The sequence below is a fragment of the Stenotrophomonas sp. GD04145 genome (assembly GCF_029835135.1).
Classification (GTDB): Bacteria; Pseudomonadota; Gammaproteobacteria; order Xanthomonadales; family Xanthomonadaceae; genus Stenotrophomonas; species Stenotrophomonas maltophilia_P.
The window spans coordinates 1-22,856 of the sequence record NZ_JAODZG010000006.1 but is presented as its reverse complement, the minus strand read 5'-3'; the positions used below and the strand labels follow the sequence as shown (position 1 = coordinate 22,856).

16 protein-coding genes are annotated in these 22,856 nt (G+C 67.7%); 5 read left to right on the top strand and 11 right to left on the bottom strand.

Annotation, left to right across the window (positions count from 1 at the left end; all coding sequences use genetic code 11):
- Genes N7367_RS05020 through N7367_RS05010 form a run of 3 tightly spaced genes read right to left on the bottom strand, consistent with a single transcriptional unit; the run spans position 1 to position 4,704 of the window.
- Complete coding sequence (locus N7367_RS05020) at positions 1-2,163, bottom strand: ATP-binding protein (protein ID WP_279941857.1); 2,163 nt, start codon at positions 2,161-2,163, stop codon at positions 1-3.
- 1 nt (position 2,164) lies between these two features.
- Entirely contained in the window at positions 2,165-4,042 is a 1,878-nt protein-coding gene (locus tag N7367_RS05015; protein ID WP_279941856.1) for an EAL domain-containing protein, read from the bottom strand.
- Positions 4,043-4,086: 44 nt separating this feature from the next.
- Positions 4,087-4,704, bottom strand: coding sequence for a DUF4126 domain-containing protein (locus N7367_RS05010; protein ID WP_053515592.1), 618 nt, complete (start codon positions 4,702-4,704; stop codon positions 4,087-4,089).
- Between the two features lie 179 nt (positions 4,705-4,883).
- On the opposite strand from N7367_RS05010, the gene N7367_RS05005 reads away from it, so the two are divergent.
- The 5 genes from N7367_RS05005 to ampE all read left to right on the top strand — a co-directional run bounded on the left by N7367_RS05005 (position 4,884) and on the right by ampE (position 8,576).
- A complete protein-coding gene (locus tag N7367_RS05005; RefSeq protein ID WP_053515594.1) occupies positions 4,884-5,627 on the top strand; it encodes a DUF6776 family protein in 744 nt (247 codons plus the stop codon).
- A gap of 4 nt (positions 5,628-5,631) precedes the next feature.
- Positions 5,632-6,096 carry a polymer-forming cytoskeletal protein gene (locus N7367_RS05000; RefSeq protein ID WP_053515596.1) on the top strand — a complete coding sequence of 155 codons (465 nt, stop codon included), beginning with the start codon at positions 5,632-5,634 and terminating at the stop codon, positions 6,094-6,096.
- A 31-nt stretch (positions 6,097-6,127) separates the two neighbouring features.
- Entirely contained in the window at positions 6,128-6,520 is a 393-nt protein-coding gene (gene erpA / locus N7367_RS04995; protein ID WP_053515598.1) for an iron-sulfur cluster insertion protein ErpA, read from the top strand.
- Positions 6,521-6,638: 118 nt separating this feature from the next.
- Positions 6,639-7,544, top strand: a complete 906-nt coding sequence (nudC, locus tag N7367_RS04990; RefSeq protein WP_065174519.1) for an NAD(+) diphosphatase — start codon at positions 6,639-6,641, stop codon at positions 7,542-7,544.
- 144 nt (positions 7,545-7,688) lie between these two features.
- Positions 7,689-8,576, top strand: coding sequence for a regulatory signaling modulator protein AmpE (ampE, locus tag N7367_RS04985; RefSeq protein WP_279941854.1), 888 nt, complete (start codon positions 7,689-7,691; stop codon positions 8,574-8,576).
- 68 nt (positions 8,577-8,644) lie between these two features.
- Here the strand turns inward: ampE and N7367_RS04980 are convergent, their stop codons facing one another.
- From N7367_RS04980 to N7367_RS04945, 8 genes are all read right to left on the bottom strand, one after another.
- Positions 8,645-9,064, bottom strand: coding sequence for a DUF2752 domain-containing protein (locus tag N7367_RS04980; protein ID WP_053515602.1), 420 nt, complete (start codon positions 9,062-9,064; stop codon positions 8,645-8,647).
- A 52-nt stretch (positions 9,065-9,116) separates the two neighbouring features.
- Positions 9,117-9,395: a CD225/dispanin family protein gene (locus tag N7367_RS04975; protein ID WP_065174386.1), complete on the bottom strand. Its 279-nt coding sequence runs from the start codon at positions 9,393-9,395 to the stop codon at positions 9,117-9,119.
- Positions 9,396-9,425: 30 nt separating this feature from the next.
- Positions 9,426-9,713: a CD225/dispanin family protein gene (locus tag N7367_RS04970; RefSeq protein ID WP_053515606.1), complete on the bottom strand. Its 288-nt coding sequence runs from the start codon at positions 9,711-9,713 to the stop codon at positions 9,426-9,428.
- Between the two features lie 182 nt (positions 9,714-9,895).
- Positions 9,896-11,785 (bottom strand): MFS transporter, encoded by a 1,890-nt coding sequence (locus N7367_RS04965; protein WP_279941853.1) that lies wholly within the window; start codon positions 11,783-11,785, stop codon positions 9,896-9,898.
- 75 nt (positions 11,786-11,860) lie between these two features.
- Positions 11,861-14,041 carry a YccS family putative transporter gene (yccS, locus tag N7367_RS04960; RefSeq protein ID WP_065174388.1) on the bottom strand — a complete coding sequence of 727 codons (2,181 nt, stop codon included), beginning with the start codon at positions 14,039-14,041 and terminating at the stop codon, positions 11,861-11,863.
- A 96-nt stretch (positions 14,042-14,137) separates the two neighbouring features.
- Positions 14,138-16,195, bottom strand: coding sequence for a TonB-dependent receptor (locus N7367_RS04955; protein WP_279941852.1), 2,058 nt, complete (start codon positions 16,193-16,195; stop codon positions 14,138-14,140).
- A 224-nt stretch (positions 16,196-16,419) separates the two neighbouring features.
- Positions 16,420-19,542, bottom strand: coding sequence for an efflux RND transporter permease subunit (locus N7367_RS04950; RefSeq protein WP_065174390.1), 3,123 nt, complete (start codon positions 19,540-19,542; stop codon positions 16,420-16,422).
- Between the two features lie 31 nt (positions 19,543-19,573).
- The gene (locus tag N7367_RS04945; RefSeq protein ID WP_053515615.1) at positions 19,574-22,807 is read right to left on the bottom strand and encodes an efflux RND transporter permease subunit; all 3,234 of its coding nucleotides are present in this window, start codon (positions 22,805-22,807) and stop codon (positions 19,574-19,576) included.
- Positions 22,808-22,856 lie beyond the last annotated feature (49 nt).

Here is a 22,856-nt window from a genome sequence, read left to right as displayed (position 1 = left end):
TCAGCCCGCCTGGCCGGCGCGATGCTGTGCCAGGTACCCGCCCAGCGCCACCCGTGCCCGGGCGAATTCGGCCACCAGCAGCGCAACCGCAACGGCGGGGCGCTGCAGACTGCCGGCGCGGGCCTCGTGCTCGATCCGCTGTGCGACCGCCGACAGCGACATCGCGCCGACATTCGCGCTGGAGGACTTCAGGCTGTGCGCGACTGCCTGCAGGCGCTGGCCATCGTGGTCCTGCGCCGCCTGCTGCAGCGCCTGCACCATCGCCGGTGCGTCTTCCAGGTACACCGATACGATCTGCGTGGCGGCATCACCGATGACCGCCTGCAGCTCGTCCAGCACGTTCCGGTCCAGAACCGGGTGGGCGACAGGTTCTGGACCGGCCTTCGCTGCCGCCGCCGGAACTGCCGGCGTGGGGAGGGCTTTGGGGCCCCAGCGCAGCAGCAGCGCGTGCAGCGTGTCGCGCGCGATCGGTTTGGACAGGTAATCGTCCATGCCTGCTCGCAGGCAGCGTTCGCGATCACCGGCCATGGCATTGGCGGTCATGGCGATGATCGGCAGGCGCCGGCCTCCGGCTGCGATCTCTTCCTCGCGCCACTGGCGCGTCGCGGCGTAACCGTCCAGCACCGGCATCTGGCAGTCCATCAGCACCACGTCCACACCGCCTTCGCGCAGCGCGACCAGTGCCTGCTCGCCATCGGCGGCGTTGCGGACCTCGCACTGGAATACCCGCAGCAGGTGTTCGGCCACCATGCGGTTGACCGTGTTGTCCTCCACCAGCAGCACGCGTAGACCGAGCGCTGGCAGGGCAGCCGGTGCCTGGCCCTCTTCGGCGGCAGCCAGCCAGGCGGACGGGCGCGCGCTGGCGGTGGGCGTGGCAAGCAGGGCGTGCAGGGCGGCATCCTCGAAGGCGACCGGCAGCTGGCGATGGCGCTCCTGCGCGGGCAGCGGCTCGTCCTGCAGCCACAGCACCTGCAGCGTGTCGTCCTCACCGCGCGCAGCCAGCGCCTGCCGCAGGCGGGTTCCGCCGCTGCGGCGCGCAGGCGCATCGATCAGCAGCCAGGCCGGCGCAGCGTGCCCGGGGCGGGGCACGGCTCGCAGCCGCTCGGCCAGCGCGTCCATCCCGTCGATGACCTGCACCTGCAGCTCGTGATGGGCGGCAATGCGTTCGATGCGCGCCTGCAGGTGGCTGTCGGCACTGAACAGCAGCAGGGTGGCCGGTGCGCGTGCCATCGCCGGCAGGTCGCCGGGAACCTTCAACAACGGAATCTCGAACCAGAAGCGGGCGCCCTGGCCGGGGGTCGACTGGACGCCGATGTGGCCGTGCATCAGGTCGATGATGCGTTTGCAGATGGCCAGGCCCAGGCCGGTGCCACCATAGATGCGGGTGGTCGACGCATCGGCCTGGCTGAAGGACTGGAACAGGCGTGCCTGCTGGGCCTCGTCGATGCCGATGCCGGTGTCGATCACTTCGAAGCGCAACTGGTGCTGGGCCGGACCTTCGCCCAGCCGTTGCACGCGCAGCTGCACCTGGCCGCGTGCCGTGAACTTGATGGCATTGGCCAGAAGGTTGCTCAGCACCTGGCGCAGGCGCACCGGATCGCCGCGCACGGGAAGGCGGACCGTCGGATCCAGTTGCAGCGCCAGTGCCAGTCCCTTGGCGTCGGCAGCGCGCTGCATCAGCTGCACCACGGCGTCGAGCAGCTCGCGCAGATTGAAGCTGGTGATCTCCAGCTCCAGTGCCTGTGCTTCCAACCGCGAGTAATCGAGGATGTCGTCGACGATACGCAGCAGTTGCTGCGAGCTGGCCGATGCGGTGGCCAGCATCTGCCGCTGATCCTCGCCCAGCGGGCCACGCGCGATCAGCTCCAGCATCGGCAGGATGCCGTTGAGCGGCGTACGGATCTCGTGGCTCATCGTGGCCAGGAACTCGCCCTTGGCCAGCACCGCCGCCTCGGCCGCCTGCTTGGCCTGCAGCAACTGCTGTTCGAGCTGGCCCTGGCGCTCGGTGGTGCGGCGCAGCTGGTCGCGCTCGCTGGCCAGCGCGGCACGATCCCGTTGCAGTGCGGCCAGCGCCTGGCTGCGCGTGCGCAGGCGCAGCCCCGCCAGCAGCAGCGCGATGGCCGCCACGGCCAGGGCCACCAGCAGCACCGCCCACAGCGGCATGTCAGAGTACCGCGTTGTGGAAGTCGAAGTTCAGGTCGCTGCCGGCGGACTGCACCATGTTGCCCTGGATGTAGTCGACCCCTCCCACCCACATCGCGGCCGCTGCCTGCGGATCTTCGATCTGCTGCCCGATGATCTGCAGACCGGCGCCGTGCGCCCGCTCGATCGCCCTGCGCAGTTCTTCGCGCGTGCCTGGATTGGCGTGGCTGCTGGAGAAGCGTGCAGCCATGCGTACGAACGAAAGCGGCAGCTGGCCCAGCAGCGCGTCGGCATCGTTGCCGGGCTCGAACTGGCTCAGGCAGAAGCGCACGCCGGCCTGCGCCATGCGCTGACAGAACTGCTGCAGCGGCACGGTGTGGATCAGCGCATCAGGCAGGCGCACGTCGATGACCAGCGCGCTGCCTGGCAGGTCGCGCTGCTGCAGCGACTCCAGCAGCCAGTCGGCGAAGGCGTCGCGTTGCAGGGTACGCAGCGACTGCGAGACGAACAGATTGAGAGGCTGGGTGGCATGCCGGTACAGATCCAGCAGGCCCAGCGCATGGTCCAGCACCTGCTGGTCGAGGTCGGCGATGCGGCCGGCGGCTTCGGCGGCCGGAATCACCTGTCCGGCGGTCAGCACGGTGCCGTCGGCCTGGCGCAGCCGCAGCAGGACCTGGTACTGCGCGCTGCCTCCACCGGCGACGGCGACGATGGGTTGGTAAGCCAGTTCCAGCTGGCCTTCCAGCAGGGCCAGATGCTCCTGTTCGCTGATGGCCTGCCGATGCACGTGGCCGGCCACGCCGGCACTGAGCAGGCGTGCCTGCAGGGTCGTGCGCTCGACGGCTTCCAGCGCACTGGCGGCATCCTCGAAGCCGGGCGACAGCGGTGCATAGCCGACCACGCCACGCAGGTGCACCGATTCGTCATCGCGGATCACGAAGGCCCTCGCGGAGAGCTGCTCGCGCAGGGTGGCGGCCACGCTCTCCAGCCTGTCCTCATCGGCATCACGCGCCAGCAGCAGGAAACTGTTGTCGTTCAGGCGCGCCAGCAGGTGCGGATGGCCGGCCTCGGCCAAGCGTTGTCCGGCCTGCACCATCAGCCGTTCGAACGCAGCGTAGCCATAGCGCTCGCGCAGGCCCAGCGCGCTGGCCACCTCGATGAAGAACAGGCCGCCACGATCATGGTGGGCCAGGGCGGCATTGAGCTGCTGCAGCACATGATGGCGCGTCGGCAGGCCGGTTTCAGGATTGCTGGTGGCCGGCGTGCCGGAGGCGCCGGGCAGGGTTGCCGCCTGCGCACGGGCACGGCGGATGCGGTTGGCGACCGCCGCGATCAGGTGCCGCGGTCGGATCGGCTTGTTCAGGTAGTCGTCGGCACCGCTGTCGAGCACTTCGAACTGCCGCTCCGGATCGGGATCGCCGCTGAGGAACACGATGGGCAGCAACTGCAGGCCGGGCTGCTGGCGAATCATCGCCGTCAGCCGCATGCCGTCCAGGCCGGGCAGGTGCAGGTCCATCAGGATCAGGTCAGGGCGATGGTCCTTGATCGATTGCTGGACGCCTTCGGCATCGCTGAGCACGATGGCCTGCATGCCGGCGCCGTGCAGCACGCTCTGCGCGAACAGAGCCTGCGCACGGTCGTCCTCGACGATCAGCACGCGGTACGGTGAATCCGCCGGCGCCGGTGCCGGGTCGTGGTTGCCCGCCTCGGGCTGTGAGGTGACGCCCGGCAGCGGCGGCGGAGCACCGCCGGAGGCAGGCCCACTGTCGGCGACGCTGGACGAAACCGACGGGGAGGCACCCGCGTCCACCACCGCAGTGGCCCAGCGTTGCCAATGATCGGCCGGTGGCGTTTCAGCGCGCCCCGGGCGGACGCCTGCGGGGGATTCAATTGCGGCCATGGGGACTCCTGATGATCGCAGCCATTATGCGACACGCCCGGCATTCAACCGGTGCGTGGCTGTTGCCGGTCAGTCCCGTTGCCGGCACGGGCAAGCCAACGCACGCCGCGCCACAGAGCGCGCCATGCCAGCCAGACCAGCAATGCGCCGGCCAGGCTGCATGCCAGCACCACGACCAGCGCGATCCAGGGGTGTGCCAGGGCCAATGCCAGGCCGCCAACCACCACGGTGTCTTCGGCGATCGAGGCGACCCAGTTGCTGGCCGGCTCCGGCGAGGTGTTGAGCAGGGCACGGGTGCCCGCCTTCAGGCCATGGCTGGCCAGGGCAACGCCGGCGCCGGCAGCGAGCGCACCGGTACCCAGCTGCCCATCCGGCGACAGGGTGGCGGCGGCGAGGAAGGCTCCGGCGGGGACCCGGGCAAGGGTCTGCACCAGGTCCCAGACCGAATCCACGCCGGGAATCTTGTCGGCAAAGAACTCGGTCACGGCCAGCGCCGCTGAGGTACCCAGCACCCACCACGACTCGGTCGCCTGCAGGGCGGGCGGCAGGTCGACCCAGCCGAGCAGGCCGGCCAGGCCGACACCGAAGACGGTGAGGTAGACACGGATGCCGGCCAGCCAGGCCAGCAGGATGCCGATCACGAACAGGTGGGCTTCGGTCATGGCGATGCTCCGACGGCGGAACTGTGCGAGGGGCCACACTATCGACGATGGCGTGCCTGAACGCCACAGACCTCGGTCGCCTCCAGCGCAGGAATCCTGCCGATCCTGTCATACACTAGCCCGTCGTTTGCCACACGGGCCGTGCCGGTGTCGCGCCCGCGATGCCACGGGATCTACCCATGACCAACCGTCCTCCCATGCGCGTGCAGGTCCGCCTGCCCGGCGCGTCACATCCGCCCGCGGACCGCCGTCGCCTGTGGGTGATTGGAGGCATCTGGCTGCTCAGCCTGGTGCTGGCCACGATCGGAGGCTGCTGGATGGGGGCGCCGCGTGGCGAGCAGGGACAACGGTTGCAGGCGGCCGAGAAGCGTGCCGAGAGCCTGCAGGCGCAGCTGACCGAACTGCGCCAGAAGCAGGCCACGCTGGAAGCCTCCGACCGCATCAGCCGCGCCGCCAACAACGAAGTGCAGTCCTCGCTCGCCGAGCGCGACGAAGAGATCGCCGGGTTGCGCGCGGACGTCGCCTTCTATGAGCGCCTGGTCGGTTCGACCAGCCAGCGCAAGGGCCTGAACACCCACTCGATCGAGTTCAGCCCGGAATCGGCCGGCACCTGGCAGTACACCGCCGTGCTGACCCAGAACCTCAACCGCGGGGCCATCAGCCAGGGGCAGATGCGTTTCACCGTGGAAGGCGTGAAGAACGGCAAGCTGGCCACGATCAGCTGGGATGATCTGCACCAGCGCAGCAAGGTGCCGGGACAGGACTACTCGTTCCGGTACTTCCAGCAGCTCACCGGCAGCGTGATGCTGCCGGCTGACTTCACTCCGCAACGCGTGCGGGTGACATTGGGGAGTGGTGCGGGGGGCGCCACCCAGGTATTCGACTGGAAACAGGCCGGCGCGCCGGCCAGCAAAGGGGAGTAGGCAGATGTTCGGAAACAGCAAATCCAACCGTGACGGCCAGCTGGTGGTGGATGCCCTGATCGGCAACCAGGTGGTGATCCGCGGTGATGTGGAGTTCAGTGGTGGCCTGTACGTGGAAGGTCGCATCCATGGCAAGGTGATCGCCGCCGAAGGCGCCAGCACCGCGACCCTGACGCTCGCCGAGCATGGCGTGATCGAAGGGGAGATCCGTGCCCAGGTGGTGGTCATCAGCGGCCGCCTGGAGGGGGATGTCCACGCCACCGAAAAGGTCGAACTGACCCCGAGCGCGCGGGTCAACGGCAATGTCCACTACGAGGTGGTGGAGATGAACGCCGGGGCCCAGCTGAATGGACGCCTGATCCATGCCAGCGCACCGCTGGCGGCCCTGCCTGCACCCGAAAGCGGCGATCCCGCCAGTGGCAAGGGCGACACCGCGGCCCGACGCAAGCTGGCCGAAGCGATGGCTTGAAAGCCACCGCCGGTGCCCCCATGCTGATGCCATGAGCACGCTAGTCTCCCTGCCGGGCGCCCCCACGGCGGCCGCGCCCGATTACCAGTCGCTGGAGCGGCCGCTGAACTTCACCGAAGCAGCGGCCTCCAAGGTCAAGTCGTTGATCCAGGAAGAGGGCAACCCCGATCTGGCGCTGCGTGTGTATATCGAGGGTGGCGGCTGTTCGGGCTTCCAGTACGGTTTCGAGTTCGACGAGAACCGTGCCGAGGACGATCTGGCGGTACAGACCAGCGGGGTGACCCTGCTGGTCGACCCGCTCAGCCTGCAGTACCTGATGGGGGCTGAAGTGGATTACACCGAGAGCCTGACCGGCGCGCAGTTCGTGATCCGCAATCCGAACGCGAAGACCACCTGCGGTTGCGGCAGCAGCTTCAGCATGTGATTGCAGGGCGCGGGGCCTGCGCTTCGCGCCAGGTGTGTCGAGCGGTCTCCACACCTCACAGCAGAATGCGCACAGCGCCGACCTTGCCACCCGCATCGAATGGCGGCAGGCTTGCTGGATGTCCAATATTCTTTCGCCGCTGTCCGGTTTCGCCTTCATTGGCGAACCGCTGGAGCGCGCCGATGCCCTGCGCGAAGATGCCGATGTGCTGGCACGCCTGTGGCCGGATGCGCGGGTTCTCGTGCTTGACCAGGACGGCAGTGCCTTCACCGGTGCTGATGACCAGCCACTGGCGCTGACCGGCGCCGACATCGGGGGCGGCCCCGGTGCCGCGATCTTCCTGGGTCTGCGGGGTGAGCAGGCCTGGTTTTCGGTGGAAGCGTCCGCGGTTGCCGTCACTGCGCCTGGCCGGCTCGACCTGCGCCAGGCGGCACTGCTGTGGCCGGTGGCCGATGCGACCGCTTTCAGCTACGCGCGCGGCATGTCCTACTGGCATTCGCGCACGCGCTTCTGCGGCGTCTGCGGGGGGGCGGTGGCCTTTGCCCGCGGTGGCTTCGTTGGCCGCTGCGGGCAGTGCGCGACCGAACACTATCCCCGGGTGGACCCGGCGGTGATCGTCGCGGTGGAAAACCAGGGCCGGTTGCTGCTGGGGCGGCAGTCCAACTGGGCGCCGCGCCGCTATTCGGTACTGGCGGGTTTCGTCGAGCCGGGCGAGACCTTCGAACAGACCGTGGTGCGGGAAGTGCACGAGGAGAGCCGGGTGCGCATCACTGCCTGCCAGTATCTCGGTTCACAGCCCTGGCCGTTCCCGGGCGCGCTGATGGTGGGGTTCCGCGCGCAGGCGCAGGACGATGTGCCGACCGTGGATGGCGAACTGGAGGATGCGCGCTGGTTCAGTGCCGACGAGGTGGGCGCGGCGCTGGCACGTGATGTCGAAGATGATGGCCAGGGCATCCGCCTGTCGCCGCCGATCTCGATTTCGCGGGGGCTGATCGAGCACTGGTATCGCCAACAGCGGGGTTGAAGACCGCACCGGCCTGTCAGAACGGCGGCGACCATTGCCGCCACCTGAACACGGCCCGGGTTACAGTGCGGCAGACCGCTGATGCCGGCGTCGCGACGGGTAAGGTAGCGACGCCGAGCGCCTTGTTTCGTAGGGAGACCTGCCATGTTCACCACTCTGGCTGCCGTGCTGGTTGCACTGGCCCTGGGCCATGTCGCCCCGGCCGCTGCCGCCTCGCTGCGCCGCTTTGACAGCTTCCGGCGCTGGCTGGGCTGGCTGGATGCGCACGGCGGCAAGGCCTGGCAGGGCCCCATGGGCGTGGTGCTGGCGCTTCTGCCGCCGCTGGTGTTGATGGCGCTGCTGGCCTGGCTGCTGCGGGGCGTGCTGTTCGGGCTGCCCTCGTTGCTGCTGGGCGTGGCGGTTCTGGCCTGGTGCTGGGGGCCGCGCGACCTGGACCGTGACATCGAAGCGATCATCGATGCCGATGACGCACCGACCCGGCAGGCGGCCGTGCGCCATCTGCAGGCGGCCGGTGGCAGCCTGCGCGAGGATGTACCCTCGCTGGTGGAGGCGACCGTACTCAATGCGCTGCGCCGCTGGTTTGCGGTGCTGTTCTGGTTCCTGCTGCTGGGCCCGGTGGGCGCGCTGGGCTATCGCCTGCTGGCGCTGATGTCCGAAAGCCCGATGCGTGCACGCGTACCGGTGGAGCCGCTGGCAGTGGCCCAGCGCCTGCTGGGCTGGATCGAATGGCCGGTGGCACAGTTGATGGCGTTCTCGATGGCACTGGTCGGCAACTTCGACACGGCGTGGAAGGCATGGCGGCAAGCGCATGGCGAGCGCCTCGCCGGAGGCATCGGATTCCTGGGTGCGGTGGCGCGGGCCAGCGTCAATGCCGAGCTGCGCGAGGACGCGCATGACTACACCGAGGCGGGCCTGCTGCCGGTCTGGCAACGTCTGCCCGACCTGCGCGATGCCATGAGTCTGGTGTGGCGGATGCTGCTGCTGTGGCTGGCGGTGCTGGCCGTGCTGGTGATCGCCGGGTGGGTGACGTAGCCGCTGGCCAGGCGCGTGCGGCCTGACCGCAGCACGCTTCGCGACGCGCCTGGACGCGAAGTGGGAATCTAGACCGGCGCCAGTGCGGTGAACGGTGCCCACGGCAGGTTGCGCAGCAGTGCGTAACCGGGCAGCAGCCACAGCCAGAACATGGGATTGGCCAGAATCCGCATCAGCGGATCAAGCACACGCGGGCGGATGCCGGCGATGTTCAGCAGCATCAGCAGCAGCAGGGGCAGGCTGATGACCAGCAGCGGGTTCATCGCCATCGCGCCGGCCAGATCGAAATGGACCAGCGAGTAAAGGCAGCGCGTGCTGCCGCAGCCGGGGCAATACAGGCCGGTGAGTGCGTACAGCGGGCAGCCCGGCAGGGGATTGCCGGCCACGTAGGGATTGACGTTGCGCAGCACCACGGCCGCGCCTGCGGCCAGGCCGGTGGAGGCCAGCAAGGGTGCCCAGCGGGCGAGCCGGGAAGGAAGAGCGGACACGATCAGGCGAAGACGGATCCGGCGCGGACGCCGCCGGATCCGTCCGCAGGCCTCAGTAGCTGCCGTTGCTCATCGCGCCGATGCCACCGAGCACGACGAAGAACAGCACATACAGCACGACCATGATGACCCAGGCGATGGCCGACCAGATGGCCCACTTCTTGGCCTTGGCGGACGAGTCCTGTGCACCGGCGATATCGCCAGCGGCCAGCTTGCCGTTGACCTGTGCCGCATAGACGATCGACACGATGCCGACCGGCAGGCAGCAGAGCAGGGTGCTCAGGATCGCCCAGACCAGGTTGTTCGGGACCTGCGGAGTAGCGGTATTCATGATTCAAGCTCCTTGATGGGTGGTGGTGGATCAATGGTCGGAAAGAGCGCCCAGTGCGGCCAGGCCGCCGAAGAGCCCGAACCACAACAGCAACAGGACCGGCAGGGCCGCGGCCGAAGCCGCCGCCCACCAGCCCGCCTTGCGTGACGCGCTATAGGCTCCCGCCAGATCGCCGGCCGCGCGACGGCCATCGACCTGGGCGGCATACACGATCGACACCACGCCCAACGGCAGGCAGCAGAACAGCGTCGTCAGGATCGCCCACACCAGATGGTTGGGGATGTAGACCGGACGGCCGAGTGGTGGCGGTTGATTCAACGTGAGACTCCATTCCTTGGTGGCCGACCGTAGTGAACGGGCCGGACCTCCCCCCTGTGGGTGCGTAATCTACCGCAACCTGCGTCGCATGTATGCGTTTTCAGCCCGGCAATGACGGGCACGGCGCTTGACGCTGGCGTATGTGGGGAATGGCCCGGCTATGCGCGAACGGAGGGATTCCGTCAGGCGTGATCGCCGCGAAGGGCGCGGACCAGGGCTTCCAGTGCCGGCGCGTCGGTGCTGCGACCATCGATGGCAGGCGCCGCCACCACCTCGACGGTGGCGCGGAAGCGGCGCGGAACCCGCATGCGGCCAAGCCGGCTGTCGCGCCGGCTCCACATGCTCGACCACATCCCGCGCAGGGCCATCGGCACCACCGGCACCGGCCGGCGTTCGAGGATCTTCTCGACGCCGGACTTGAACGGCGCCATCTGCCCATCGCGGGTGAGTGCTCCCTCCGGGAAGATGCAGACCAGCTCACCCTCGGCCAGCGCCGCATCGATCTCCTCGAACGCGCGCTGCATCAAGGCCTCGTCCTCGCGAGCCCCGGCAATCGGGATGGCCTTGGCGGTGCGGAAGATCCAGCGCATCACCGGGATGTTGAAGATCCTGTAGTACATGACGAAGCGTACCGGGCGCGGAATCGTCGCCGACAGGATCAGTGCATCCATGTAGCTGACATGATTGCAGACGATCAGTGCTGCGCCTTCATCCGGCACATTGGCTTCGATGCCATGCGGGCGCAGCCGGTACAGGGTGCGCACCATCACCCAGCTCAGGAAGCGCATCAGGAATTCGGGGACGATGGTGAAGATGTAGATCGCCACCACGGCATTGGCGATCGCCAGCGCCAGGAACAGCTGCGGGATGCTCCAGTGCAGCAGTTCGCGCGCGGCCAGCGACAGCAGTGCGGCAGACACGATGAAACCGGAGTTCTGGATGTTCAACGCGGCGAACACGCGTGACATCTGCGCCTTCGGCGTCCGGCTCTGGATCAGGGCGAACAGCGGCACGACGAAGATGCCGGTGAACAGGCCGATCCCGACAAGGTCGATGACGATGCGCACGCTGCCGGGCTGCTGCAGGAACTGGGTGATGCTCAGGCCCTGCACGGTGGCCTCACCGCTGCGGGCGAAGTACAGATCGAGCAGGAACGCGGTCATGCCGAACGCGCCCAGCGGCACCAGGCCGATCTCCACCGTGCGCGCCGACAGCCTTTCGCACAGCAGCGAGCCAACGCCGGTGCCGATGGAAAACAGCGCCAGGGCCAGCAGGTACAGCTTGGGCTCGCCGCCAAGGTTGGCCAGCGCATAATTCGGCAGCTGCGAGGTCAGTACGGTGCCGACGAACCAGAACCAGGACACGCCCAGGATCGCATTGCGCACCGCCTTCTGCTGGCGCGCCATGCGCAGCACCACCAGCGACTCCGGCAACGGGTTCCAGTTGATCTTCAGGCCCGGGTCGCCGGCATCGACCCTGGGAATCAACCGCGCCGCGATGTTGCCGCAGACCGCCAGGGCGATGACCAGCGATGCCGCGAACACGGGCCCGTGGCTGCCCGCCAGCAGGAACACCGCACCGCCGATGATCATCCCTGAAAGGATCGAGATGGATGTGCCCATCTCCACCAGCCCGTTGCCACCGGTCAGCTCCTCGGGTTTGAGTACCGAGGGCAGCACCGAGTACTTCACCGGGCCGAACAGGGTCGACTGCATGCCGGTGCAGAACAGCGCCACCAGCAGGAACGGCAGGTTCTCGGTGAGGAAGCCGATCGCTGCCAGCGACATGATCACGATCTCCATCGTGGTGGTGATCACGATCAGCCGCGACTTCTCCAGTTTGTCGGCGATCTGCCCGGCCAATGCCGAGAACAGGAAATAGGGAAGAATGAAGATCGCCGGCGCCAGCGTGGTGTACAGCGAACGCTGCTCTTCGGACACGCCCAGGTAGAACAGCAGGCCGATGATGGCCTGCCGGTATACGTTGTCGTTGAAAGCGCCCAGCGCCTGCACGATGAAGAACGGCAGGAAGCGGCGCTGGCGCAGCAGGGCGAACTGGTTGTGACCGGACATGGAATCTCCTTGACCGGCGCAGCCTAGCATTCCTGCCCGCCGGCCGGGCCCGGATCCAGTGCTGCGGGGCGGCGGTCAGGTCAGGCTGCGTACGGCCTCGTTGGCGGCGGCACGCAGCTTCGGCAGCAGGCGCAGCACCAGCGCCATCTGGGTGCGGATCAACTGCAGCTTCGGTGGCATCACGTCCTCGATCTGCTCCAGCTCCGCAGCGACTGCGCGGTCGGCATCATTGTCATCCTCCGCAACCGCCTGCCGTGCGGCCAGCGCGCCGGCCAGCTGCTGCAGCGCCTTGCGCACCCGGTCGCCGGCGGCCAGTGCCAGCGGGTCGCCGGCGTAGCTGTCGACCTGGTCGCGGTGGGCACCCAGTGCCGACAGATGGCCGAGCAGGGTGTTGGACAACGCCAGGAAGTGGAAGCCGGCATCCAGGTTGCGGCGTACATGGCCGGGCTCGCGCAGCATGTTCGACAGTGCAGTGGACAGCGCCGCATCGGCGTTGTGCATGTCGCGGCGGGCGATACGGTAGGCCAGGTCGTCGTGCATGCCACTGCGGTACTGGCCCAGCACCGCATCCAGGTAACGCGCGGCGGTATCCAGTACCCGTGACAGCACCCGATGCAGCTGGCGTCCCTGCCAGTCCGGCAGGATCAGGAAGGCGGCCGCCGCAGCGATCGCACAGCCCAGGATCGTATCCACCATGCGCGGCACGATCAGCACGAAGCCATCGCCGATCAGGTTGAAGCAGGTCAGCGCCATCACCGTGATCGCGGCCGAGGCCACCAGGTAGCGATCGGTGCGGGTGAAGAAGAACAGCAGCGCCGACAGCAAGGCGATCAGCAGCTGCACGTGCAGCTGTGGGAACAGCTGCAGCAGGGCCCAGGTCAATACCAGACCGGCCAGGGTGCCGACGATGCGCTGTGCCAGGCGCTGGCGCGTGGCGCCGAAGTTCGGCCGGCACACGAAGACGATGGTCAACAGCACCCAGGAACCGTTCTGGGCATTGAACAGGCGGATCGCCAGGAAGCCGGCGATCAGCGCCAGCGCCATGCGCAGGCCATGGCGGAACAGCACCGAGCCGGGCGTGAGTTGCTGGCGCAGCCGTACCCCCATCTCGCGCAGGGTGTGCGGGTTGCTGTCACGCAGGCGCGTGTCGACATTGTCCAGGCTGGCCTCGGAGCGTTCGGCGTCGAGCAGCCGGCGCTCGATGCTGCGCAGGTTGTGCACCAGCAGATCCAGCGAACCGAGCAGGCGCTGCCATTGCGGACGCTGCTGGTCGCGCAGGTAGGCCAGCGCGTCGGCGAGGTCGCGTCCGGCCTGCTGGTTGCTCTCGCCATACACGAACGGGCGGCGCAGGCGGATGGCTTCGCCCAGACGCGCGCAGGCCTGCCCCTGCAGATCGAGCAGGCGCTGGCAGCGGTACAGCACGTCGCTGTGGAAGAACGCATCCACCAGTGCGCCATAGGGATAGTGCGAGGAGCTGGCGCGCTCGTGGAAATCCTGCGCCATGTAGTACAGGCGCAGGTACAGGCCGGAGTTGACCCCGGGCCGGCCGGAACGGCCGAAGCGCGCAAGGATCGCCGTCTTTGCTTCGTTCAGGGCTCCCACCACACGCCGGTTCTGTTCGGCCAGGTCCAGCTGGCGGCGCTGCAGGTCGGCCTCACGCACCGGCTCGAACAAGGCGGCTTTCAGCTGCAGGTAGCGGCCCAGTTCCTGGTAGAGACGGGCCACGCGTTCGCGCACCGGGCGGTTGGCGAACAGCGCGGTCCAGACGATGGACAGCAGGCCATACCAGACTGCACCGGCCAGCAGGTGGCTGACCGCATGCAACGCACGTGGCAGATCTCCGGCGCCGCCATGCTGTTCCAGCCCGATCATGGTGTAGATGGCCAGGGTTACCGTGGCCTGGGCGATGGAGGCGTAGCGTTCGCCCAGAGCGCCCAGCAGGGTCAGGCCGAAGGTGGACAGCGCCAGTGCGCCGATGAACAGCCACGGCCACGGGAACAGCGCGATCACCGAGGCGGCGGCGATGCAGAAGCACAGCAGCGACAGCAGCACCGCTTTGGTGCGGCCCCACCAGTTGTCGTCGGTTTCGGCGATCGCGCTGGCGATGATGCCAAGGAACGCCCCGGGCAGCGCGGGGAGCGCGTCCAGCTGCCAGCACACGGCCATCGCAGCCGACAGGGCGATGAACACGCGCAGGCCATAGCTGGCTTTCTCGTGTGCCCACAGGCGGCTGAGGCGGGAATGGGACGCGGACATGCAGGCTCGGGCGGCGGATTGCCTCCATTATGGCGGTGTGCGCGTGGGTGCGGTGTTCAATGTGCGGACCCACGGTCCGCAGCCGCACAAGCCGGGTTACATCTCCCAGCGCACGCTCACCGCGAAGGTGCGCGGCAGGCCGACGCCCGCGTTCGACCAGTACCTGCGATTGGCCAGGTTCTCCACGCTGGCGCGCAGGGTGACCGGGTGCCCCGACGCCATCAGGCGGTAGCCCACACCGGCATTGACCAGGGTGTAGTCGGGCAGCTTCAGGGTATTGTCGGCGTCGTACCAGACATCGCCGTAGTAGCGCACGGCAGCATAGGTTTCCAGTCCATCGACCCACGGCAGCTGGTAGCTGGCATGCAGCACACCGCTCCAGCGCGCGGCGCCGACGGTGCGGTTGCCTTCCTGCGCGGCATTGTCGGGCGACAGCCTGTCGTAGGTCGGGTCCAGCCAGGTCACGCCGCCACCCACGGTCAGCGCATCGGTCAGGTGCAGGTCGGCTCTGGCTTCCACGCCTTCGTACAGGGTGATGCCATCCTGCACCAGGCGCAGGCCGGCGTCGGTGGGCTGGTCGATGTTGGCGCCGCGTTCCAGGCGGAATGCGGCCACGTTCGCATTCCAGCGCGAGGCTTCTACCTTGGCGCCGACTTCGTACTGCTTGCTGATGGTCGGACCCAGCACATCACCGGCGTTGATGTAGGGGTTGCCCACGCGGCTGCCGGCTTCCAGCGATTCAATGTAGCTGGCGTACAGGGTCACGGCCTCGCTGGGCTTGAACATCACCGCATAGGTCGGGGTGACCGGGTAGGTGTGGTAACGGCCCTTGGTCTCGAAGTCGTTGTAGCGCCAGCCGGCCAGCACCGACCAGCCCCCGCCGAAGTCCACGGTATCGCTGGCGAATACGGCCTGCTGCACGGTTTCATCGCCGCGGGTCATCACCCGCGAACCCACCGCGTCGTGGCGGATGGCCGAACGCTGGTACAGGTTGGCGCGACCAATGGTGCTCCACTCGTAGGGGCGGTCCCAGCCCAGCCCGGACTGGTGGCTGACGCCGGCCACCAGCTGGTGCTGCAGCGGGCCGGTGCGGAAGCCGCCCTGTACCAGCGCCTGCGCCAGTTTCCATTGGCTCTTGCCGCCCAGCTCATACACATTCACGTTGTAGTCGCCGTTCGGATCGTCGATGTAGGCGAAGATCTTGTTGACGTCGTTCCAGGAGGTGGTGACGCCGTAGCTCAGGCTGGCCTTCCAGCCGCTGTTGATCTGCCAGGTGAACGCCGTGGACAGCAGGCTGGAACGGGTATCGTAGTAGGTGCCCGGCACGCTGTTGTCGACGTCGCCGGCAATCGGCCGCGGCAGCGAGGTCATGCCGATGAAGTAGTACTGCGGCGACTCTTCGCTCAGGTCGCGCGACTGGAACACGCCGTCGAAGGTCCAGGTGAGCGCATCGCTCAGGCGCGCGTCCAGCGACAGCGCGCCGACCTTGCGGTCGACATGGCCGCCGTTGAAGGTTTCGCCCTTCTCCTGATACGCGTTGAAGCGATAGCCGAACATATCTTCGTTGCCGAAGCGGCCGCCGGCATCGACACCGCCACTGATGATGGCCTGTTCGCGCCAGCCCAGCTGCGCCGAGAAGGTAGCGGTATCGGTCGGCTTCTTGGTGATGTAGTTGACGATGCCGCCGGGCGCGCCGAAGCCGTACAGGAAGCCGCCGGGGCCCTTCAGCAGGTCCACCTGTTCCATCACTTCCAGCGGCCATTCGGTGCCCCACGAGGACACCTGCAGACCGTTCACGCGATAGCTGTCGTAGTTCAGATCGATGCCGCGGTTGCGGATGGGCGAGCTCCAGCCGCTGGCGTAGGCGCTTACCTGGGTGGTGACCGATGGATCGAACAGGAAGGCTTCGCCCAGCGATACGACCTGGCGCTGCTCGAGCTGTTCGCGGCCGACCGCAGTAATGGCGAACGGGGTATCGCGCAGGGCACGGTCACCCAGCGCGCCGGCTTCGGTGTGGGTGCGTTCGCCGACCACCTTGATGGCGTCCAGGTCGGTGGCGCTGCGGGCACCAGCCGGGGCTTGCGCATGGGCCGCGCAGGCGGCGGACAGGGCGGCGGCCAGCAGGGCCAGGCGCGGGGTGCGGAACGAAGGCATCGATCGGATTCCTCGGCGGACGGCCACAGGCCATCCACCCATGGTTGGGGGAAGAGGCAGTGGCTGGGATCACGCAGGCTGTCCGTGAACTGGGAGCGGGGCGCCGCAGGGGCGCAGGACCATGGCTGGTTGCGAATTGTTCTCTTTTCGTTACAGCGCGTCAAACCGTGAGCGTCGCACGGGGGTGGTAGCGGCACGCCGGGCGTGGCCCGGCGCTACCGAGGCTAGGCGCGCTGCGCGCGCTTGAGCAATTTCGCCTCGCGCCTGCGCGCGCGCCGCGCCCGCCAACGCTCGGCCAGGCAGGAGAAGATCACGTACAGGGCCGGCGTGCTGAGCAGGGTCAGACTCTGCGAGAACAGCAGGCCACCGATCATCGCGATGCCCAGCGGCCGGCGCAGCTCCGACCCTTCGCCCAGGCCGATTGCCAGCGGAACCGCAGCCAGGATGGCGACCATCGTGGTCATCATGATCGGCCGGAAGCGGACGATGCTGGCCTCGCGTGCGGCCTCGCGCGGGGTCAGCCCGTGCTCGCGCTGCGCCACCAGCGCGAAGTCGATCATCATGATCGCGTTCTTCTTGACGATGCCGATCAGCAGCACCAGCGCGATCATCGAGATGACCGACAGCTCGGTGTTGGTACCGAACAGGGCCAGCAGCGCGCCTACGCCTGCCGCCGGCAGCGTGGACAGGATCGTCACCGGATGGATCAGGCTTTCGTACAGCATGCCCAGCACCAGGTACACGGTCAGGATCGCCGCCAATACCAGGATCAGCATGTCGCTGGGATCGGAATTGAAGCCAAAGCCCGCATCGTCGGCCAGGCGGATGTCGCCCGGCATGCGCATGCCGGCCACGGTCGCATCGATGATCGCCTTTGCCTCGCCCATGCTGACGCCGGGGGCGAGGTTGTAGCTCAGGTCCATCGTCGTGTACTGGTTCTCATGCGTGATCTGCGAAGGCGCCAGCCCCGGTACCTGGGTGGCCACCGCAGTGATCGGCACCATCTCGCCATTGCCTGCCCGCACATGGACCTCGTCCAGTGCGGTGGGGGTCGCGGTCTGCGAAGGCAGGGCATTGACCACGACGCTGTACTGGTTGATGTCCGAGTAGATCGTCGAGATCTGGCGCTGGCCGAATGCACCGTACAGCGCACCGTCGATGGCACCGACCGAGACGCCCAGCCGCGCGGCCTTGGCGCGGTCGATCACGATGTTCTGGCGCAGGCCGGCGTTGTCCACGTCGGTGCCGACATCGCGCAGCTTGGGGTTCTTCTTCAGTTCCGCCTGCAGCTTCGGCAACCACTCCTGCAGCGCCGCCAGATCGTTGCCCTGCAGCGAGATGCGGTACTGCGCGCCCTGGCTGGAGCCGCCGCCGTCGTTGCTGGGCAGATCCTGGATGGCGCGCAGCCGCAGCTGCAGGTCGGGATAGCGGTCGGCCTTGGCGCTCAGTCGCGCCAGTGCATGCGCGGTGGTCTCGCGGCGGCCTTCCTTGCGTGACTTCAGTTCGACATTGAACTGCGCGCTGGAACCCTGGCGGCCACTGCCCAGGCGCACGCCGACGGTCTTCACCGCCGGGTCGGCCATCAGCATGTCGGTGATGCGGCGCTGGCGGTTGACCATGTCCTCGAAGGACACGGTCGCGCTGGAGTTGGCGCGGCCCCAGATGAGCCCGGTGTCCTGTGGCGGGAAGGCACCCTTCTTCACCGCGCCGAACAGGAAGACGGTCACGCCGATCAGGATCAGCGGCGTGAGCGAGAGCAGCAACGCATGGCGCAGGGAGAAATCGAGGAACACCGTGTAGATGCGCAGCATGCGCTCGTGGCCGGCGTCCAGCCAGCGGCCCAGGCGCGAGGGTGCCGCGCGATGGTCGTGCGCACTGAGGAACCGGCTGCACAGCGCCGGGGTCAGCGTCAGTGAGACGATCATCGAGACCACGATCGCCGCCACCAGGGTGACGGTGAACTCACGGAAGAACGCGCCCATCATGCCGCTGGCGAACAGCAGCGGGATGAACACCGCAACCAGCGAGGCGGTAATCGAGACGATGGTGAAGCCGATCTCGCGTGCGCCGGTGAACGCTGCCTGCAGGCGCGGCATGCCTTCGTCGAGGTGGCGCATGATGTTCTCGATCACCACGATCGCATCGTCCACCACGAAGCCGATCGCGATCACCAGCGCCAGCAGGCTCAGGTTGTTCAGGGTGAAGCCCAGCGCATACATCACCAGTGCGGCGCCGGCCAGCGACAGCGGCACCGTCACGGCCGCGATCAGGGTCGGGGCGAGCCGGCGCAGGAACAGCGCCATGGTCAGCACCACCATCGCCAGGCTGATCAGCAGGGTGATCTGCACTTCGTGCAGCGACGAGCGGATCGTCGGCGTGCGGTCGAAGTATGGCGTCATCGTGGTGCCCGGCTGCAGGTAGTCACGCAGCGTCGGGATCTGCGCCTTCACCCGGTCGACGGTCTCCACGATGTTGGCGCCGGCGCGGGTGAACACATACATGACCACCGCGGGCTTGTGGTCGAACCATGCCGCCTGGTAGGCGTCCTGCTGGCCGTCGTAGACGTTGGCGACGTCCTTCAGGCGGATCACCCGGCCGTCGCCTTCGGTCTTCACCACCAGGTTGGCGAAGTCCGCAGCGCGGGCCACCGAATCGTTGGTGATGATCGCGGTGGTGGAGTTGCCATCGCTGAGGAAGCCGGTCGGCGAGGTCACATTGGCCGCGCGCACCGCGTTGCGCAGGTCGTCGGCGGTCAGGCCCAGCGCGTTCATCAGCCGCAGGTTGACGTCCACGCGCACTGCCGGCGTCGACGCGCCGGCGATGTCCACCGAGGCCACACCGCTGATCTGGCGGATGCGCTGGGCCAGCAGCGAGTCGGCCACGTTGTACAGCTCATCGGCCGACTGCGTCTGCGAGGTCAGTGCGATGGCGATCACCGGGTCGTCGTTCGGATTCGCCTTCTGGTACATCGGCGAGCCCATGCCCGAGGGCAGGTCGGCCTGCGCGGAATTGATCGCGGTCTGCACGTCCAGCGCTGCCGAATCGATGTCACGGTCGCTCTGGAAGATCATGAACACCAGCGAGCTGCCTTCCGAGCTCGACGAGCGCATGCGGTCGATGCCCGGCAGCTGGCCCAGATGACGCTCCAGTGGTGCGGTGACCGTGGAGGCCATCGTCGCCGCGTCGGCACCGGCCTGGCTGGCGTGCACGAAGATCACCGGAATCTGGATGTTCGGCAGTGCCGATACACCCAACCTCAGGTAGCAGATCAGACCTACCATGAACAGGCCGATGGCCAGCAGGGCGGTACCGATCGGGCGGCGGATGAAGGGGCCGGACAGGTTCATCGCGCGGCCCCCCGCAGCAGCGGGGCAGGGGTCATGCCTGCGGCTCCTGCAGCGTGCCCTCGCGCAGTGCGCGTTGCTCGCGGCGGCGCGCCAGCCACTCGGAGAAGCGCTCCATGTACAGGTAGATCACCGGCGTGGTGTACAGCGTCACCAGCTGCGAGAGCAGCAGGCCGCCGACGATGGCGATGCCCAGCGGACGGCGCAGTTCCGAGCCGATGCCGGTACCCAGCGCGAGTGGCAGCGCGCCGAGCATGGCCGCAGCCGTGGTCATCATGATCGGGCGGAAGCGCAGCAGGCAGGCGCGGCGGATCGCTTCATGCGCGTTGGCACCGGCGCGGCGTGCTTCGATCGCGAAGTCCACCATCATGATGCCGTTCTTCTTGACGATGCCGATCAGCAGCACGATGCCGACGATGCCGTCCACCGACAGGCTCAGGCCACACAGCATCAGCGCCAGCAGCGCGCCGACGCCTGCCGGCGGCAGGGTCGAGATGATCGTGATCGGATGGATGTAGCTCTCGTACAGCACGCCCAGCACGATGTAGATGACCACCAGCGAGGCCAGCAGCAGCCACACCACATCGGTCTGGCTGCCGGTGAACTCGGCGGCCTTGCCGATGAACTCGGCATGCAGGTGCGCGGGCATGTCCAGACTGTCCTTGGTCTCCTGGATCGCGCGTACCGCTTCGGACAGCGAATAGCCCGGCGCGACGTTGAACGAGACGGTCACGGCCGGCAGCTGCTGCTGGTGGCTGACCACCAGCGGCGCGCTGGTCACCTGGCCTTCGGCCAGCGCCGACAACGGAATGATGTTGCCGGCACCGACCGTGATGCCGGTGTTCTGCGCGCCGATGCCGGTGGCCGTGGAGGAGTTGGAGGAGGTGACCTGGCCGAAGCTGGTGGCGTTGGTGCCGGTCAGCGCGCCAGCACCGTTGGAGGCCACCGCCAGCTGCTCCATCAGCGCGGTGCTGGTGCGGAACTCCGGTGCCACTTCCAGCACCACGCGGTACTGGTTGAGCTCGGTGAAGATGGTCGAGATCTGGCGCTGGCCGAACGCATCGTAGAGCGTGTCGTCGATGGTCTGCATCGGCACGCCCAGCACGCTGGCCTTGTCACGATCGATCGTCAGCTGCAGGGCACGGCCCTGGTTGGACAGGTTGTTGTCCACGTCGGCCAGCTCCGGCCGCTGGCGCAGGGCCTCGGTCAGGCGCGTGGCCTGGGTGGCGACGGTGGCCGCGTCCACGTCCGACAGGGAGTACTGGTACTCGGTCGCGGCCACGCGGGTGTCGAGGGTGACGTCCTGCACCGGCTTCAGATACAACGCTACGCCGGGAATCCCGGCGACGGCCTCCTGCAGGCGCGGCAGGATCCGGTCCAGCCCATCACGCTGGCTGCGCTCCTTCAGCACAATCGACAACTGGCCCTGGTTGAGCGTGGGGTTCATGCTGCCAGCGCCGATGAAAGCCGACACGCCAGTCACATCCGGATCCTTGCGCAGCGCTTCGGCCACCTGCCGGGTGCGCTGCTCCATCTGCGGGAACGCGATGTTCTGGTCGGCCTGCACCACGCCGGTGATCAGGCCGGTGTCCTGCTCGGGCAGCAGGCCCTTGGGAATCAGCACGTACAGCAGAACGGTCAGCACAAGGGCGCCGCCGGCCACGGCCAGGGTCAGGCGCTGGTGGTCCAGCACCCAGTCCAGGCTGCGCTCATACAGGCCGACGGTGCGGCTCCACACGGTCTGCTTGCCGGCCGCGTGCGCCCGTTCATGCGCGTCCTCGCCTTCCGGCAGCGCGTCGGGCTTGAGCAGGTAGGCGCACATCATCGGGGTGAGCGTCAGCGAGATCAGCATCGACAGCACGACCGCGATGCTCAGCACCCAGGCGAACTCATGGAACAGGCGGCCGGTGACGCCGGGCATCAGCAGCAGCGGCAGGAACACTGCCACCAGCGATACCGTCAGCGACAGCACGGTGAAGCCGATCTGGCGCGCACCGATCTCGGCCGCTTCCTTGCCGCTCTTGCCCTGCTCGATGTAACGGACGATGTTCTCGATCATGACGATGGCATCGTCGACAACGAAGCCGGTGGCGACCACCAGTGCCATCAGCGAAAGGTTGTCCAGCGACATGCCGGTGAACGCCATCACCGCGAACGTGCCGGCCAGCGACAACGGTACCGCCACCGAAGGAATGATCGTGGCCCACAGGCGGCGCAGGAACACGAAGATCACCGCCACGACCAGGCCGATGGTCAGTACCAGGGTGAACTGCACTTCGTGCACGGAGGCGCGGATGGTCTCGGTACGGTCGTTGAAGATCTCCAGATGCACGTCGGCCGGCAGCACGCCCTGCAACTGCGGCAGGATCGCGCGGATGCGCTCGACGGTCTGCACGATGTTGGCGCCCGGCTGGCGGCGCACTTCGAGAAGGACAGCCGGCTTGCCGTCGGCCCATGCGGCCAGCTGGTCGTTCTCCACGCCGTCCACCACCGCGGCCACGTCCGACAGCCGCACCGGGCGGCCGTTCTTGTAGCTGATGATGGTGTCGCGGTATTCGGCGGCACTGGACAGCTGGTCATTGGTGCCGATGCTGTAGGACTGCGTCTTGCCGTTCAGCGAGCCCTTCGGCGCATTGACGTTGGCCTGGGTGAGCGCGCTGCGCAGTTCTTCCAGGGTCAGGCCCATGTTCGACAGCTGCGCCGGATTGACCTGGATGCGCACCGCCGGGCGGACATTGCCGGCGATCGACACCAGGCCCACGCCCTGCACCTGCGACAGGCGCTGGGCCAGGATCGAATCGGCGTAGTTGTTGACCTCCCGCAGCGGGCGCGTGTCCGAGGTGAGCTTCAGGGTGACGATGGCCGCATCGGCGGGGTTCACCCGGTTGTAGACCGGCTGGTAGGGCAGCGACGAGGGCAGGGTGGCCTGGCGGATCGCCGCCTGCACGTCCTGCGCGGCGATATCGATGTCGCGGTCCATCGAGAACTGCAGGATGATCGTCGACAGCCCGGCCGACGAATCGGACGTCATCAGGTCCAGGCCGGAGATCTGGCCGAACTGCCGCTCCAGCGGGGTGGTGACCAGCGAGGCCATCGTGGTGGCATTGGCACCCGGGTACTGGGTGGTGACCACCAGGCTGGGCGCATCGATTTCCGGCAGTGCCGACACCGGCAGCTTGCGATAACCGAGAATGCCCAGCAGCAACAGGCCCGCCATCAGCAGCGAGGTGGCGATCGGGCGGCGGATGAAGATCGTCGAAAAGCCCACGGACTGATCCTTGCTGGCGCTTCAATGGCAGCGCCGGCGTCGATGCCGG